Origin of the sequence: uncultured Campylobacter sp., assembly GCF_938045345.1 — a bacterium.
Lineage (GTDB): Bacteria > Campylobacterota > Campylobacteria > Campylobacterales > Campylobacteraceae > Campylobacter_B.
In genome coordinates, this window is record NZ_CALIMS010000016.1 from 1 (window position 1) to 16,434 (window position 16,434).

17 protein-coding genes are annotated in these 16,434 nt (G+C 41.1%); 11 read left to right on the forward strand and 6 right to left on the reverse strand.

The window, feature by feature from the left end; genetic code table 11:
• The 5 genes from Q0144_RS04155 to Q0144_RS04175 all read right to left on the reverse strand — a co-directional run.
• A partial coding sequence (locus Q0144_RS04155; protein WP_298061973.1) for a hypothetical protein occupies positions 1-3,611 on the reverse strand: 3,611 nt, incomplete at its 3' end.
• Positions 3,612-4,112: 501 nt separating this feature from the next.
• Positions 4,113-4,916 (reverse strand): transporter substrate-binding domain-containing protein, encoded by an 804-nt coding sequence (locus tag Q0144_RS04160; protein WP_291936842.1) that lies wholly within the window; start codon positions 4,914-4,916, stop codon positions 4,113-4,115.
• Between the two features lie 100 nt (positions 4,917-5,016).
• The gene (locus tag Q0144_RS04165; protein ID WP_298061975.1) at positions 5,017-5,823 is read right to left on the reverse strand and encodes a transporter substrate-binding domain-containing protein; all 807 of its coding nucleotides are present in this window, start codon (positions 5,821-5,823) and stop codon (positions 5,017-5,019) included.
• A 94-nt stretch (positions 5,824-5,917) separates the two neighbouring features.
• On the reverse strand, positions 5,918-6,727 hold the full coding sequence (locus Q0144_RS04170) for a transporter substrate-binding domain-containing protein (RefSeq protein WP_177388367.1): 810 nt from the start codon (positions 6,725-6,727) through the stop codon (positions 5,918-5,920).
• A 409-nt stretch (positions 6,728-7,136) separates the two neighbouring features.
• On the reverse strand, positions 7,137-7,640 hold the full coding sequence (locus Q0144_RS04175) for a hypothetical protein (RefSeq protein ID WP_298061978.1): 504 nt from the start codon (positions 7,638-7,640) through the stop codon (positions 7,137-7,139).
• 83 nt (positions 7,641-7,723) lie between these two features.
• On the opposite strand from Q0144_RS04175, the gene Q0144_RS04180 reads away from it, so the two are divergent.
• From Q0144_RS04180 to Q0144_RS04230, 11 genes are all read left to right on the forward strand, one after another.
• Complete coding sequence (locus tag Q0144_RS04180) at positions 7,724-8,602, forward strand: aminotransferase class IV (RefSeq protein WP_298061980.1); 879 nt, start codon at positions 7,724-7,726, stop codon at positions 8,600-8,602.
• A 117-nt stretch (positions 8,603-8,719) separates the two neighbouring features.
• Entirely contained in the window at positions 8,720-9,037 is a 318-nt protein-coding gene (locus tag Q0144_RS04185) for a hypothetical protein (protein WP_298061982.1), read from the forward strand.
• A gap of 61 nt (positions 9,038-9,098) precedes the next feature.
• Positions 9,099-9,416 (forward strand): hypothetical protein, encoded by a 318-nt coding sequence (locus Q0144_RS04190; RefSeq protein ID WP_298061983.1) that lies wholly within the window; start codon positions 9,099-9,101, stop codon positions 9,414-9,416.
• Complete coding sequence (vapD, locus tag Q0144_RS04195) at positions 9,413-9,805, forward strand: VapD family protein (RefSeq protein ID WP_297943033.1); 393 nt, start codon at positions 9,413-9,415, stop codon at positions 9,803-9,805. The genes Q0144_RS04190 and vapD overlap by 4 nt, the downstream gene beginning before the upstream one ends.
• 149 nt (positions 9,806-9,954) lie before the next feature.
• Positions 9,955-11,307: a type II toxin-antitoxin system HipA family toxin gene (locus Q0144_RS04200; RefSeq protein WP_297943035.1), complete on the forward strand. Its 1,353-nt coding sequence runs from the start codon at positions 9,955-9,957 to the stop codon at positions 11,305-11,307.
• Between the two features lie 31 nt (positions 11,308-11,338).
• Positions 11,339-11,656: a hypothetical protein gene (locus Q0144_RS04205; protein WP_297942272.1), complete on the forward strand. Its 318-nt coding sequence runs from the start codon at positions 11,339-11,341 to the stop codon at positions 11,654-11,656.
• Positions 11,657-12,075: 419 nt separating this feature from the next.
• Complete coding sequence (locus Q0144_RS04210; RefSeq protein WP_297942268.1) at positions 12,076-12,351, forward strand: hypothetical protein; 276 nt, start codon at positions 12,076-12,078, stop codon at positions 12,349-12,351.
• 36 nt (positions 12,352-12,387) lie between these two features.
• The gene (locus Q0144_RS04215) at positions 12,388-12,720 is read left to right on the forward strand and encodes a hypothetical protein (protein WP_297942266.1); all 333 of its coding nucleotides are present in this window, start codon (positions 12,388-12,390) and stop codon (positions 12,718-12,720) included.
• On the forward strand, positions 12,711-13,412 hold the full coding sequence (locus Q0144_RS04220; RefSeq protein WP_298061985.1) for a nucleotidyl transferase AbiEii/AbiGii toxin family protein: 702 nt from the start codon (positions 12,711-12,713) through the stop codon (positions 13,410-13,412). Before Q0144_RS04215 ends, Q0144_RS04220 begins: the two co-directional genes overlap by 10 nt.
• Positions 13,409-14,083 carry an AAA family ATPase gene (locus Q0144_RS04225; RefSeq protein WP_297943040.1) on the forward strand — a complete coding sequence of 225 codons (675 nt, stop codon included), beginning with the start codon at positions 13,409-13,411 and terminating at the stop codon, positions 14,081-14,083. Before Q0144_RS04220 ends, Q0144_RS04225 begins: the two co-directional genes overlap by 4 nt.
• Positions 14,084-14,411: 328 nt before the next feature.
• Positions 14,412-14,825: a hypothetical protein gene (locus tag Q0144_RS04230; RefSeq protein ID WP_298061987.1), complete on the forward strand. Its 414-nt coding sequence runs from the start codon at positions 14,412-14,414 to the stop codon at positions 14,823-14,825.
• A gap of 216 nt (positions 14,826-15,041) precedes the next feature.
• Here the strand turns inward: Q0144_RS04230 and Q0144_RS04235 are convergent, their stop codons facing one another.
• A complete protein-coding gene (locus tag Q0144_RS04235) occupies positions 15,042-16,382 on the reverse strand; it encodes an AAA family ATPase (RefSeq protein ID WP_298061989.1) in 1,341 nt (446 codons plus the stop codon).
• Positions 16,383-16,434: the final 52 nt, after the last annotated feature.

The following is a 16,434-nucleotide window of genomic DNA, read 5'->3' on the forward strand; positions in this document are numbered from 1 at the left end:
CCGCTCTTTAAGCTGGCTAAGCTTGCGGCACGGGTTTCGGCGAAGGATTTGGTATTAGAATTTACGCGCGCGCTAGGAGCCGAGGAAGCATCGAATCCTAAATTTAGATAATTGCCGCTTTGATAAATTTTAGGGTTATAGCTTAGACTTACTCCTATATTTAGCGTTGCGTGCATATTGGCTGCGTTAGGAGTTATAAGGCTGCCGCTTCCTTGCTTATTGATTAGATGAATCTCGCTGCTTGGATTAATCGGACCGCTTACTCCGCTTATATAAGCCGTGATATTGCTTACGTTGCTTAGATTGGTATTGGCAGTAGGGTCGCTTAGGGTAAGTACGCTATCGCCTGCTCTAATAGAGTTAGGAAGAAAGAAGTTTAGCCTGTCAAAACCGCTAATATTTTTAGCGCTTAAGGAATTTACTGCCGCAGGAGAGCTATTGCTAGCTCCTATGTTAAGGGTGTTGCCGCCACCGCTTGCGCTTATTACGCCTACATTATGACCGCTGATGAAATTTAACGTATTGTTTGCGCCTGCTGCGTTGATATTTCTAGCGTTAAAATTCTTATCCTCCCCCACTTTGCCTATATCTATGTTATTTCCGTTAAGACCGCCGGCACCAAGATACTTCTGCAGCTCATCCGCATCAAAGTCTCCATTTATGCTCTCGTTAGTCTTAATAAGCTTTTGGATATAAAGTTCCTTCTCATCCTCGCTTATATGCATACCACCTATGTTTCTGCTAAAGGTATTGGCATCTTTTATGACATAGTTTTTATTTAGTTGAGTTACGTAGCCCTTGTCTTTAAAGCGTGGATCATATCCGGTAAATTTACCGCCTCCGCTTTTATAGGCAAGGGTATATTTCTTATTATCGCCATCTGGATAGCTTGCATTGTTTAAAGCGTTAAATTCGCTTGCGGAATTCACAAATATATCGGTACCGCTTAGATCGGTATTGCCGGAACCCGTTAAATTTAAAGCTCTTTTGGTACTTGATGAAGCATCGTTTTCAATCTCGCTAAGGGAGGCTAAGTTGAATTCCAATTTATTGAAATTTGCAAAATTCCCTGCATTTAGGCCATTGCCTGAGTTTGAAGATAGGATATTTAAGCTATTGCCCGAATTGCTAGCGTTTGCGCTAGATACTCCGTATAACGTGCCCGCTACGCTGCCGCTTCTGAAATTTACTACGTTGTTGCTGCCGCTAGTAGCTTCCGCTGCGTAGACGTTGCCAGCAACTTGCGTGTTGCCGTTTAAATTTACAGTGTTGGAGGAAGCGGTGCCGCTAGCCTTTCCGCCGTATACGCTTCCGCCTACGTTTACCGAGTTAAGAGTTATGGCGTTGGAAATCGCGCTGTTTCCTTTGCCGCCTACCGCCATTGCTCCTACGCTGCCGTTGTTTATCGTTACGATATTGGACTTAGCTTCTCCGTTGCTAGTATTGCCGCCGTAAATGCTATTGTGGATTATCGTAGCATTCGTAGTTACGCTATTGTCGTGGACGTTGCCGCCGCCGCTACTGCTATGAGTGATGCCCGCATTTACGTACCCCACGTCTATTCCGCTTGCTTCGAAAGTTACATGGTTATTATAAATTTCTTGCGGGGTAGCGGAATTTGAATATCCTCCATCGATCTCGCCTATGTTGCTTCCACCTCTAATCTTAGCGTGGTTATCGTGGACGCTGTTGCTCCCGTCGGTAGTATCGTCTCTACCAGAGCTTATGTTTTTGCCGCCTAGATTGCCTGCATTCTCTTTTACTATTACGGTGTTTCCTTTATTGCCGAATAGATCAGTGGCGCCTGCGGCCTTGTTAGAATTTTGATTTTGCATTAGCTCGCTTTGATCAAAGTTGGGGTCTATCCAAGAACGAGTTAGAGTGCCCTTTTGCATGATTAAATTCTTGCTGTTTTCGACCTCGATCGTGGTGCCGGTGATTTGATAGTGATCTTTGTCGGTAATCGTATAAATTTGATTATCTTGCACGGTCTGCGCGGCTCTGGTGATCGTGCCACCGCCTGAATTATGGATCAGATAGTACTTTCCTTCGCCAAGATCTGATTTTATACCCTCTATCTTTGTGCCGTTTAAATTCGTATTGCCGCCAGTGGTTAGAGTAAGTGGCGCATCGGCTTCGGTAGTAGAATATAGATCGTGAAAATTTATAGAGCCGAAATTTTTAATGTCCTTGGCTTTTTTCACGCCGCCGCCGACCCAATTTTCTATATGTAAGGTATTAGTTTTATCCGTAGGCTTATTGCTGCCGTAGATTGTACCGCTTATAGTGCCGCCTCTAAAATTTACGTTGCTATTCTCGACGCTGCCGCTTGTAGCGTAGCCCGCAAAGACGTCTCCTGCTATCGTCGTTCTTTCTTTATTGATATAAACGACCGCATTTTTGACGCTTCCTGCACGTGCGCCATAGACATTGCCGCCTACGTGCACGCCTTTGTTGGAGTCTGATGCCCCTAGAGTAACTCTATCGCCGACCGATTCGCCTACGATGCCGCTTGCTGCCGCGACATCACCTTTTACGGTACCTTTGTAAAGATCAACTACGCTTCGCGAGCTCGAGGCGCCGCCCAAAGAGCCCGTGACACTGCCTAAGATTGCATCGTCGTTATTGATCTCTACGCGATTTGCGCTCATTACGCTAGCGCTATTTGCTTGACCGCCTACTACTTGGTAATTTTGCGCTTTTAGCTTTGCGCTTATGGATACGGAGTTTGCGCTAGAGTTTCCGCTTCCGCCCGCTGCGCCCCAAATTCTACCACTACCGCTTAAAGTAATAGTGCTTGTGCCGCCGTAATAAGGCGCCGTTATATTGACGCTATTAGAGTTACTTTGCCCTGTGGAGGATTGCGCGCCGAATATATCGAAGCTCCCTCTAAATGTGCCACCTTTGATAGTTATTCTATTTGATACGGCATCGCCGCCGCCGCTTACTATACCGCCCACGATTACATTCGTAACGGAGCCGTTGCCGATAGTACCCCCGTCGATCGTTACGGCGTTGGAGGAGGCTTTTTTATCCGCTCCACTTCTGCCGCCGATGATATTATAATGTCTGTTTGAGCTACCGCCGAAGTTATCGGCATTTCCCGTAATTTCGGCGCCGTATTTTACAAAAACCTGATTTCGCGTCGCTTCGCCTTCGTTGCCCGTTTTTGACGCCGCTATGCCTTGCCCGCCCACGACCAAATTTACCTTAGAGCCGTTTTCCAAGCTCACGTAATTATCCGATACACCCTTGGCCTCAGCACCTATTGCGATACCCACGTAAGCGTTTGCGCCTCTAATCGTAAGTCTATTGTTGGAGGCGGAGTTTAACTCGGTAAAGCCCGCGATCCCGTCGCCGCTTCCTCCGCCGTAAATCACGCTGCCAGAGTAATCCGTTCCGCCGCTTGCAACGCCCGTAATCGTCGTAATATTGCCATTTGGGCTGGTGCTACCGCTGCCGCTAGTATTGCCGCTAAATCCCGCCGAATAGAGGTTATTATGGGTATGGATAAGCGGCGGATTAGAATCTGCATTGCAAAGCGCTTGTGCGGGTGCTAGTGCGAGCACCGCTGCGAGGCTAAGCATAGAGGAGCAGATGGATTTTTTCATATATTGATCCTTTGAAATTCGTAAAGTTTGCGATTATACATAAAAATAGATCAGTTTGCAATATGAAAATCACTGATCGGTTTTTGACAGGGGGGGGGCTGCATTTGTAATTTTAAGTAGTAAAAATTTACTCTTTGCGCAGAATAAATTCTTGACTGCAAAATTTAACCTTTTTTAGGGGAGGTATTTTGAGTGGATTGCAAGTGGTAAAAAATCCTAGCAAGAGGATTTTTAGTAAAATTTGAAATAATAAAAATCTGAGCTAAATTTATTTTAGCAATTCCAAGCTGCGGTAGAATTTATGCAAGATAAATTTTAAACGAGCGGAATTTTATATAAATGCCGTTTCGCCCGCGAAAAAGCTTTTTTGAAAAATTTAAACGAGCAAGATTGCGCGATAAATTTTATGTGATCCCGCTGTAAGGGTTAAAGTATAGCAAGCAGGAGATAAAATTTACGTGATAAATCTTACGTGATAAATTTTAAAATAAGCCGCAAATCCTACAAGAAGCTGTAAATTCCATCTAGCAAGAAATATCTTTTATCCGCAGCGCCGTGATAAAATGGGTTAAAAGTCCCCTCGTATGCCTTTTCAAAAAAACCCTCTTTGCTTAGCTTTATAAGCTCTGCATTGACGAAATCCAGTAGCTCTTTATTGCCCTTCTGCACGCCAATACCCATGAAATCGGGCTTGCCTAGAGTTTTAAGCGGTACTTCTACCTCGCTATCGACTACCGGATATGCCATTGCGATGAGATTATCGGTCGCGTAGGCGTCCACGTCGCCGTCTTTTAGCATGCGGTAGCACTCTCTGGCGATCTTGCAAAATGTAAAATTTCCAAAGCCTTCTTGTTTAAAAAATGCCTCGCCCGTACCGCCGCTTTCGAGCAAAATTCTCTTCTCTTTCAGATCGGCTAAGGATTTTATTCTATCGGCTTTGCGGGTTAAAACTCCAAGATTTACCGAAAAATACGGTGTTGAAAAATCGATCTGCTGCGCACGTTCAGGCGTAATGGTAATCGTAGCGATGACGATATCTACGCGGTTGTTTACTAAAGCTGGAATTCTATCCTCGACCTTCATCGGCACAAGCTCGATTCTGCCGCCTTTTTCGCCGAAAAGATCATTTGCTATGGCCTGTGCCATCGTAACTTCAAAACCCTCAAAAGTTCCATCGTTTAGCTCACTAAAAGGAGGCTGTCCGTCGTAAACGCCGATGCGAACGACGCCTTTTGATCTGATCTGTTCCAGACTATCGGCGAAAGCAACGATAAATGGTAGCAACATTGCAAGAAGCAATTTCATGGCAAATCCTTAAATTTAATCTCTCTTCCGCTTTCAAACCAAGCGGGAAATTTTATTTGCTAAAATTCTAAAAGCCGGACTCAAAATTTAAAGCAAGCTCTTAGAGCATATTATAAATTCCATCTAGCAGAAAATATTTCTTATCCGCCGTACCGCGATAAAATGGATCAAAGCTCTGCTCGTAGGCCTTTTTGAAAAAGCCCTCTTTGCTTAGCTTGATGAGCTCTGCATTGACGAAATCAAGTAGTTCCTTGTTGTCCTTCTGCACGCCGATGCCGATGAAATCGCTAGGGCCTAGGTTTTTAAACGGCACCTCTAAAGTATCATCGATGACGGAATATGCAAGCACGATGAGATTGTCGTTTATATAGCCGTCCGCATCGCCATTTCGAATCATTTCGTAACATTCCTTAGCCGAAGCGCAATGGCCTAAATTTTTAAATCCTTTGTTTTTGAAAAATCTCTCCGCCACCGTCGCGTCGCCTTCGAATACGATCTTTTTATCATGAAGCTGCGCGATATCGGTAAGAGCGTCGGCTTTGCGCGTTAATACGCCCAAATTTACGGAGAGGTAGGGGAGGGAGAAATCGATTTTTCTTTTTCGTTCGTTGGTGATGCTAAATAGACCGATAACTAAATCAAGCTTATTTGCCTCTAAAAATGGAATTCTATCATTTACGCTTAACGGGATGAACTCGATTTTGCCCTCTTTTTTGCCGAAAATTTCTTTAGCAATAGCGTTTGCAAGATCGATTTCAAATCCTTCAAATTTGCCGCCATTAGACTCGCAAAGCGGTGGATGGGCGTCGCGCACTCCGATGCGAATGACGCCGTTTTGTCTGATTTGATCTAGGCTATCTGCAAAAAGCGCCGCACAAAATAGAGCCGCTATAAAAAGTAGTTTCATTTTATGTCCTTAAAATGGGATTTCGCATATTATCCACTTATTATAAATGATGTTTTAGTCGAAGGCGTTAGATAAAACACTGCTAAATTCCGTCCTAAAATATAGCATAGAGCCCATCTAGTAAGAAATATTTTTTATCTGCAGCGCCTTGATAAAATGGCTTGAAAGTTTCATCGTAAGAACGTTCGAAAAAGCCCTGCTTGCTAAGTGTAACAAGCTCTTTATTTATCAGATCAAGCAATTCGGTATTGCCTTTGCGCACCCCGATGCCTAAGAATTCCGGATTACCTAGATTTTGGATTGCTACTTCTAAGTTATCATCGATAATGGAATAAGCTAGCACGATGAGATTATCGTTAACGTAAGCATCGGCTTTGCCTTGCTTAAGCATATCATAGCATTCGGTAGTAATGGAGCAATGGATTAGATTGTGGATTTTATTTTTATACAAAAAATTTTCTGCCGTAGTCCCGCTACCCTCTACTAGGACCTTTTTGTTTGAAAGATCGTCTATACTTTTGATGCCGTCGCTTTTACGTGTCAAAACTCCCAAACTCATCGAAAAATATGGATAAGAAAAGTCGATTTGCCTTTTTCTATCTTGCGTTATCGTGATGGTCGCGACTGCAAGATCTACCTTATCGTTTTGTAATGCAGAGATCCTATCGCTGGCGTTTAGAGGGACGAACTCGACCCTACCGCGCTTATCACCGAATATGCTCTTAGCTATAGCGTCTGCAAGGTTGATTTCAAAGCCTTCGAAATTACCGCTTTTTTCATCACTAAAAGGCGGCCTACCATCACGAACACCGATTTTAACGACTCCGGCAGATCTGATCTGCTCCAAACTGCCCGCAAAAACACCGCTGCAAAGCGTAAAAATAATGCAAAAAAGTAGCTTCATAAACTATCCTTTTCTTAAATTTAATATTATCCCTTAGATATTGCGTGATTTTACCCTAAAATAGTTAAACATAACTTCAATTACATAATACGGATTGCTAAATCGGTAGTAAGTGGGCAAGATTAAAATTTAAGAAACGATAGATAAATTTTATGAAGTGAAATTTAGCTGTAGCGAAATGTCGCGCAGGAAAGTATAGACTTTAATTAAAATTTATCTATCGTAATTTATGCCGTAGTTTTTGCAGCACCGGCATATAATTTTATTTAGAATTCATCCATCATACCGCTTACTTTTCGAGCCGTAATTTTACGTCTTGCCCACGTGCCACATATTTCGCAATAAAATTTTAAAATTTGCTTGGGTTGAAATGCTGTTTTGTGTTATAGAATTTTGCGGTATTTTAAAACTATTTTTCGCCAACTTCTACGATTTTGCTTAGCACGTATTGTTCTAGCTCGCGTCTAGGCACGTCATTTTTGAGCGCTTCGTTGTAGATATTTTCGACTATGCGGCTGTATTTTTCGTAGGGAAAGTAGAGAAAGTGGTTCGCCCAAGCGCGTTTGATGAGCTCGTGGGTTAGCTTTTTTCTAGCCCACGCCTTAAAGCAATCAAAGCCGATAAAAACCGCAGATGTCGCTATGATCGTAAATAAAATGGAGAAGTGAAAGTCGATCTTTTCAAACATCGCGTGCGTCAGCGTTATCAAAAGCATTACGCAGACAAATGCGAAGCAGGCGAAGATCACGTAGGATTTGCCGTAGTTAAATTTAAAATTTAGCTTCGAAGGATCAACGAGCATTCCGTCGTTAAACTCGGCATTAGCTTCGAGTAGATCGCGGAAAAGCACGGGTTTATGCGAGACATGAAACATAATTTCTAAAAGCCTATCTTTAAAATTTGATTTATCCATCGGAGTTCCTTCGATTTTTGCAACATTATATCTTAAATTAAATTGTTATAAGATAAAATAGCGCGAAATTTCAAGGAGAGATTATGTTTGAAATCAGCGGAATGAGCGGCGACGAGATAGTTTATATTAACGGCAAATTTTGCAAAGCCAAAGAGGCTGCGATAAGCCCTTTTGATCGCGGTTTCGTGCTTGGAGACGGCATCTATGAAGTAGCGCCCGTGGTAAATTCTAGAATTTGCGACAGGGCGGATTTTTGGGAGCGCTTTGAGCGCAGCGCCGCGCAGATCGAGCTGGAAATTCCATATTCTCGCGAAAAATATGAGGAAATTTTATATGAGCTCATCGCGCAGGGCGGCGTGAGCGAGGGCGCTTTCTACACTCAGATCACAAGGGGTGCGGCGATACGCGATTTTGATTACGTCTGCGGCATAGAGCCCAGTGTATTTGCTTTCGTCTATCATACGCAAATTTTTGACAATCCGTTCGCAAAAGAGGGGATCGAGATCGTAAGCCTGCCCGAGATCCGCTGGCACAGGCGCGATATAAAATCGATCTCGCTTTTAGCCCAGTGTATCTTAAAGCACGAGGCCCACAAGGCGGGTGCTTATGAGTGCTTTTTGATCGAGGACGGGCTAGTTACCGAGTGCTCGAGCTCCAGCGCGTTTATTATCAAAGATGACGTTCTGATCACGCGACCGCTTTCAAACGACATACTGCCCGGTATCCGCCGCAAGGTGATCCTAGGCCTTGCCGAGCAGGCGGGGCTTAGCGTGCAGCAGCGGGCGTTTGGAATGAGCGAGGTTTACGAAGCCGATGAGGCCTTTATCAGTGCGGCGACGCTGATGGTGCTGCCGATCGTAAAAGCTGACGGCAGGCAGATCGGCGGCGGCACAGTCGGCAAATACGTACCGCGCCTGCGCGAGATGTATGCCGCGCAACTAAGAGCCGAAGCAGGACTGTAATAGGGCGGTCAAATTTAATTTAAAAATTGTGAGATTATTAGTAATATTTTCTAGCAAAGGAAATTTAAATGGGATTATCAATATTAAAGGAAATAAAAAAGATTATAGGAGAACAAGATGTTAGGCACCAAAATAGTAATGGATGAGGCTAAAATTATACGCGAAGGCAGATGTGATCTGGCTAGAGTGTATCAAATAATCGATAAATTTGCACAGGAGTGTAACCTCGTAAAAAAGGATAAATTTACCTATCTTTGTAAGGAAGACGACGAGCAGGATCTTCCGCACCTTGGTAAATTTACGCATTTTAAGCTAATGGATCAAAAATTTTTTCGCGATAACGTGAAAGATTGGATATGGTTGGATAGCGAGGAAGGTGATGGAAATCTTATAGATACTATACACGAATTTGAACGCGAAGGATATTTTAAATGAGCGTTCGCGTCCGTAAAGCCATAAATTTTGATTTAGATACCAAATCTTTAAAGGAGTAGTTATGAAAGGATCTAAAATAGTCCTAGACGAGGACAAAATTCTACGCGAAGGCAAGTATAATCTAGCCAAAGTGTATCAAGCGATCGATCGTCTTGCGCGGGAGTGTAACCTAGTAAAAAAGGATAAATTTACTTATCTTTGCAAGGAAGACGATGAACGGGACTTTCCGCATTTAGGTAAATTCACGCATTTTGGATTAATGGATCAAAAGTGGTTTATGGAAAATTTGATCGAATGGACTTGGCTCGATAGCGAGGAAGGCGACAGCAATTTAATTGCAGATTATATAGAGTTAAAAGAAGAAGGAATTTTTAAATGAATGCTCGTAAATTTATAAATTTTGATTTAGATACCAAAGCTCTGAAAGAATTCTATCCGGGCAAAGATTATCGTGTAGCTTATAGCAAAATTAAAGTTTTTATGGAAAACAACGGTTTTGAGCATAAACAATCGAGTGGATACATATCGATAAAACCGATGAAGGAAAGCCAGATCAATAAGATTATTTTAAGAATGGTGCATCAATTTCCTTGGCTAAGTAAATGTGTGAATAGGTTTGACGTAACGACGATATGGTCGATACGATTAAAAGATATATCCGCGCGCGAGGATACATTTGAAGCAGCCGAACCGCCTATACAAGATACTCAGGGCGATAGCGGTGTTTTATCCCGGATACGCAACACTCTTGATGAAAGCGATCGGTAAGCGGATATATTTAAAAGCTTTGGCTTTAACGATGAAGCCAAAGCTTCACAAACGAAAATTCAAAGACGGTTATGAAAATATGTATAACGATAGCTAAGTTATACATATTTTCATAACTTAATAATATAATAATGATAAAGGTATAAAAAATGGATAATTCGTTTAAAATTTATCATAATGAAACTAAAATAGGCAAAATGAAAGTATATGCAATAGGAAAAAACGAAACATATTATTTTTCATACGATGAAAATTGGATTAAAAATGGATTTGAAATAGATCCGAATTTACCTTTAAAAGATACTGAATTTATTTCAAAAGACCTTTGGGGCGTATTTTGCGATATAAGCCCCGATAGGTGGGGGCGGCTTATTCAAAAAAGAAAAGCAGGAAGTGAACTTACAAATAGCGAATATCTAATTGGCGTAAGCGATTATTTTAGAATAGGTTCTATAAGGATAAAAAAAGGAGATGAATTTGTATCGTCCAAAACTAATGTTCCAAAACTTACAAGTATAAATGAACTTTGTACATCGGCATATAGAATAGAGCAAGGCGAAAGCTTGGATAGTGATATAAAAAACTTATTGGCACCGAGCGGTAGTTTGGGCGGAGCTAGACCTAAGGCTAGTATTATTAAAAATAACGAACTGTATATTGCTAAATTTCCGTCAATAAAAGACGAATATAGACAAATTTCAAAGTGCGAACAAACTATGTTGGAAGTGGCAAAAGTAGCAAAAATAAATGTTTGTGAAGCAGAACTTTATGAAACAATGAAAGGAACGGCATTGCTTGTTAAAAGATTTGATAGAGCGAGCGATAAAAGAATACCGTATAAATCAGCAATGACGCTTTTGGGTGTTAAAGACGGAGAAACAAACAATGAAAAGAGCTATATAGATTTAGCTTTCATGTTAGATAGCAAGAACAAAAAAGAGCTATTTCGTAGAATGGTCTTCAATGGTTTATTCGGTAATACGGACGATCATTTGAGAAACCATGGCGTTTTGTACGACGAAAACACAAAGACTTGGAATTTGAGCCCCGCTTTCGATATAACGCCAGAAACCATAAGCTATTCAAAACAAAATCACGCACTAAATTTTATAGATTTTGTAAATTTGCCTTCCGTTGAACTATTTGATGAAATAAAAGACTTTTTCGATATAAATGAGAAAGAGTTTGAAGAAATTTTATCAGATATGTTAATTGCAAGAGACGAATTTGAAAAAATAGCTAAAAAAAATGGAATAAATAGCGATAATTTGAAAATGTTAAAAAATAATTACGAACACGAAGATTTTGAAAAAATTAGAGGAATTGTGAAACGATACGATATTGAAGAGACTTTTGGGATTAAAATGGATAGTATTGACCCAAACGATACTACTGCTATGGATAAAATTAAAGCAAAATATAAGTCTGAGAATTCTAACGTTGATACTGATAAAAATGATGGCAATAAGCCGAGAAATAAAAATAGAAATCGGATGTATTAGTAAGATGTTACATCAAAGGAGAGGATAAAAGATGCTTGGCACCAAAATAGTAATGGATGAGGCTAAAATTATACGCGAAGGCAGGTGTGATCTAGCTAAAGTGTATCAAATAATCGATCGCTTTGCGCAGGAGTGTAACCTAGTAAAAAAGGATAAATTTACCTATCTTTGTAAGGAAGATGATGAGCAGGACTTTCCGCATTTAAGTAAATTTACGCATTTTGGGCTAATGGATCAAAAATGGTTCATGGAAAATTTGATCGAATGGATTTGGCTCGATAGTGAGGAAGGAGACGGAGATCTAATAGCTGGTTACAATAGGCTAAAAAAGAAAGGGGTCTTTAAATGAAACCTGTCCGCAAAGCCATAAATTTTGATCTTGCTATCAAAGAGGCAAAAATTCAAAGGCTCATCATAGGGCGAGTGCGGCAAAAGCTGTCTAGGCGTTAGGCGACGCAAAGGCTAAAAGGAATTTTAGATATTTTCTAAGGAGAGGCGATGAAAAAGCTAACGACAAATTTATCTATGATAAGCATACCGATAGAGCAATCACAAGCCGTCAAAAAAAATACTTGAGGACTTAAACGAAGCTTTAAATTTAGGAGCGAGTATAGTCGAAACCAGCGAGGTATCTGATGATGAAGCTAAAAGCAAAGTAAAAAATGCTAAAAAATTTATCGGCGTGGCGGATCATATTACCGCGACAGATGAGGAAATCAAAGAAGTCAGAGCCTTGACTAGATTAAGAATCTAAAATAAAGGCGTATTATGCAGACACAAGAATTTGTAAAATTCGAGCTCAATATACCAAAAGAGCGTCAGGATCTAATAGATGTAGCTAAGTTGTTGTTTGAAAAAGTTAAGGATTTTAAAAGGTTAGACAATATAAACGTTACAAACAATAATGAGGAAGTGCTAAGTGATGATATAGAAAATAATGAAAGGATCAAAGAATTTAAACAGCTTTTTAGCGGTTTCGTCGTGAAAGAAATACCAAAGAAAGAGGATTTAGATTATATTAGGATAAAAAGATACGTCAAATAAAAGCGCCCTAACGCCTGATGAGTAAAGGAGATAAGCATGCAATTAAGCAAAGATGAGCAAATCGCGATAGCAAAAAATATTCTAAAGACTTGCTATTGGGGCAATACGAATTATACTCCCGAGTATATAGTAGAAAATATTCATAATAAATTTTTTGCTAGAAAAATTTTCTCCGCGATTTTGGAAAATTCTAAATTTATGACGATGGATTTAGCCATTATGGATGAACGCTTTGTGGTGGAATTTTTAAAAGATTGGCAAAATAAGCCTATAAATTTTAATAAAGAAAGAACGAGATTGAGGCTAGATGCTTTAATAAACGCCTATATCGACAGCTCGTATCAGCTAAGGGATATGAGATGGAACTAAAAAAATACTACGATAAGCTATACCTAGCGCAAGATAAAATTTTAAATTTACTCGCCGAAAGCTCTTGCTATCTTTATCTGGCAGGCGAAACGGCACTTCATAGATTTGTTTTAGAGGGCATTAGATATTCGGATGACATAGATCTATTTACCGGCGCTAAAGATGTATCCGCCAAAGACGAAATGGTTAAGCTCGTAAGATTTTTAAAACAAAGTGGCGTCGTATTCGACATTGTGGTAGATTCTTCAAATTTTAAGCGTCTAATCGTCAAGGATACGGGCGTAGATTTAAAGATCGATATGGTTTATGACGTTACGGAACATATAGGGGATTTTGACCGCAAACACGGCTTTTTAGTGGATAATATCGAAAACATTTTAGTAAATAAATACGATTTTGCATTATCAAGGGAACAGAGCAGAGATATTTTTGATATATACACAATTATAAAAAATAGTGATGTGGATCTGCTAAAGGGTGTGAAAAATTTAAGCAAAAAGAGCGCGAGCGAGCCGGAGGTGATATGCGCTAGGGTTAAAAGCTTTCCCAAAGAGATGATAGAGGCAAAGGACATAAGAGCTAAAAGCGATGCAGTTTTGCAAGACTTTATGGATAATTATAAAGCGACTTTTGATGAATTTTTTAACTTGCAAAAAGCGCTAAACTCCGCGTTTAAAGGACAGGGGCTATGAAAAATTTATATATTTTCGCAGGCATAAACGGCGCGGGTAAATCGACATTTTATATAAATCAACTAGAGAGCGACTATTTTTACGGCACTAGAATCAATTCTGACGAAATCGTTAAGGAATTTGGAGACTGGAAAAATAAAAAGGATCAAAATAGAGCCGGCAAAATAGCGCTCAAGCTTAGAGAGTCTTACCTGCGCAGGGGAATAGATTTTAACGTAGAAACTACGCTAAGCGGTCGCGGCATAGTTAGATTTATAAGCGCTGCAAAAGCGTCCGGGTATAGGATAACGCTCTTTTATGTGGGTCTTGAAAGCGTTGATCTGTCAAAGCAAAGAGTAGCCATTAGGGCACAAAAGAACGGCCATAGCATAGAGGAAGCCATATTGGAACGTAGATATTCGCAGAGCTTCGATAACCTCGCTAAAGTGATTCCGTTTTGCGAGGAGATATATTTTTATGACAATAGCAGAGAAATTTTAAACGAGGAAGATCAGAAATTTTCGAATTTACGCCTGATAGCCAAGAAAGAAAACGGCGAAATCATAACGCTTGGTAAAGTATTGTGGCTTGAAGATGTTTTAAAAAATATGAGTGAAGACTACTCCGCCGTCAAAGAGTTTCAAAAAGAGGGTAGAGCTTATACTAATAAAAAATTTCAAGAGAAAGAATAGAAACAGCAGCTAAAATAGAATTTGCAAAGTATTGAAAATCAGTTGGTTTTTACGAGGAAATTTTAAAAAGGAAGAGAGGGCACAACCGCCACGTACCTCTTCCTCTAAAGTTATTATAGCATTTTGCTCTGATAAGAACATAAATTTAAAAAGTTTTGCGCAGAACAGAGGCATCAAACGAATAAAAATTTAATTTTATGAGAATTTTAAGAAAGATGGAGAAAAACTGGGAATTTATAACGTTACCTTTAACGATAAAAGGGCTACGCCCGTAACTATCAACCCAGATATTGCCTTGGTTGAGAATGCGGTCATAGATACGGTCGTTATGTATGTTAAGGGTTGGCATAACATAAAAAGAGATAAGGGGATTGGTGCAGAGCATCTGAAATATCATTTAAAACAAGGAGCAATAGGTGAGGTTAGCCTAGAAGAGTTACTTAATTTAGGTAGAAGTCTAAGAAAATATATGAAAATTTTTGGGGAACCATTTTTAGAAGATAAAACTAAAACCGGAAAAGTATTTGAGTGGCAAGATTCCGACGGGATTAGATTTAGAGTAACTATGGATAGCAAAAGACAAGCTGGGGAGGAGGGTCTAATTACGCCGCTATCCCTCCCCAATGACGTCATTATAACATTCTATTCTGATAGAAACCTAAAAGAAAGAACGGTTTTTAAAAACCCGGCAGTACGGGAATTTTATGAATCTAAAGAGCTCGAAGACGTCGCAATAGAGTAGACTGATTTCCGTGGGAGAATCGGATTTGAGAATTTTAATTTGTAAGACTGATTGGTTTACAAAAATTTAAAATTTTAAAGTCGCACGAATTCTAAAATAGACTAAAATTTAAGTCTAGTTATGCGTTGCCGCAATTTACACCGCAAATATCATTAAATTTAAAACGCCGCAAAATTTCAAAATTCTATGCAAAATCACGACTGCAATTTTTTAAATTTATTCCACCTTTTGATCCGAAATTTTATAAAATTCATTCTCTTGATAAAATTTCACCACTGCCTCGTCTGCGCTTGCGTTGCGCTGCAAATACCGCAACAACGGCTCCGCGCGCGTATATATCACCCCGAGCCCAGCAAGGCTCGTCGCGCGCGAAAGCGCCACGTAGAGCTGCCCCTTGGCAAAGATCCTGTCGATGTCACAGATGAGCTGCGGAATGCTCATGCCTTGGGATTTGTGGATCGTGATGGCGTATGCGAGCTTTAGCGGGAACTGATAATACCGCGCCAGCACGATCTGCTCGGCATCCGCGCCGCTTGCGGCGATCTCGCTTAGTTCGTATGTTTGCAGCCCCACGCGGCTTAGTATGCCGGAGGGCTTTTTTACGACCACGCTTTCGATCTCGCCGCCGGAGCTTTTTTCGATCTTTTCGACGACGCCTTGTTCGCCGTTAAAAAACTCGCCGCTTTTATTTGCGGTAAACAGCACCTTTGCGCCTTCTTTTAGCGTCAGACTTTGCAGCGCGTTTAGCGAGGCGATCCATTTTTGAATTTTCTGCTCGCTCACGCCGCTTTGCAGCGCTTCATAAACGCCCTCAAAGCTGCTCTGCGGCGCATTAAGCTTGGCTAATCTGGCGCTATTTATCGCATCTACTTCGGCGTTTCTGCCTGAGATTATCGTGGCGTTCGGCTCAGCTCGCGCGGCATCGATGAGCAAAGATCGCATCAGCTCCGCCGTCTGCTCGCTCGTGATGCCGAGCCGCAGCTCGCAAAGCAGGCGGTATAGCGCCGCATCGGCGGTGCGCTTGGAGCCTATCATCTCGACATAAAAAAACTCGCACTGCCTCCACGCGTACGAGCCGAAGGCGTAATCCGAGTCGCTAAATAGGCTCCCGCGTGGCGCGCTCTCGCCCTCTTTACGCACCGGCGGAAGCTGATAAAAATCGCCCGTAACGAGCAGCCGTCCGTTAAATTTAGAATTTGAAATTCTAAGATAGATCATCTCGAAAAGCTCGGCGCCGATCATCGAAATTTCATCGATCACGATGAGGTCTGCGAGAGCTAAAATTTTTCGCAGCTCGCTTAGTTTGCCGCTTTGTTTGCGATCGAAGCTTTTTAGCTCCTCGTGGTTTTTGCAAATGCCGAAGCGGAAGAAGCTATGCACGGTCACGCCACCGATCTCTACGGCGCTGATGCCGGTGCTACCCAGAACGATGACGAGCTTGCCGCGAGCGCGGTAGTTTTCGATGAGCTCTTTTATTACGTAGCTTTTGCCCACGCCTGCGCCGCCCGTGATGAAAATATTGCGATCTTTTAGCTTTTGGATGATGAAATTTATCAAGTTTTTTCCTATTTTTTGGCAAAATTATAGCCAAAATTTTTTAAAAGGCATT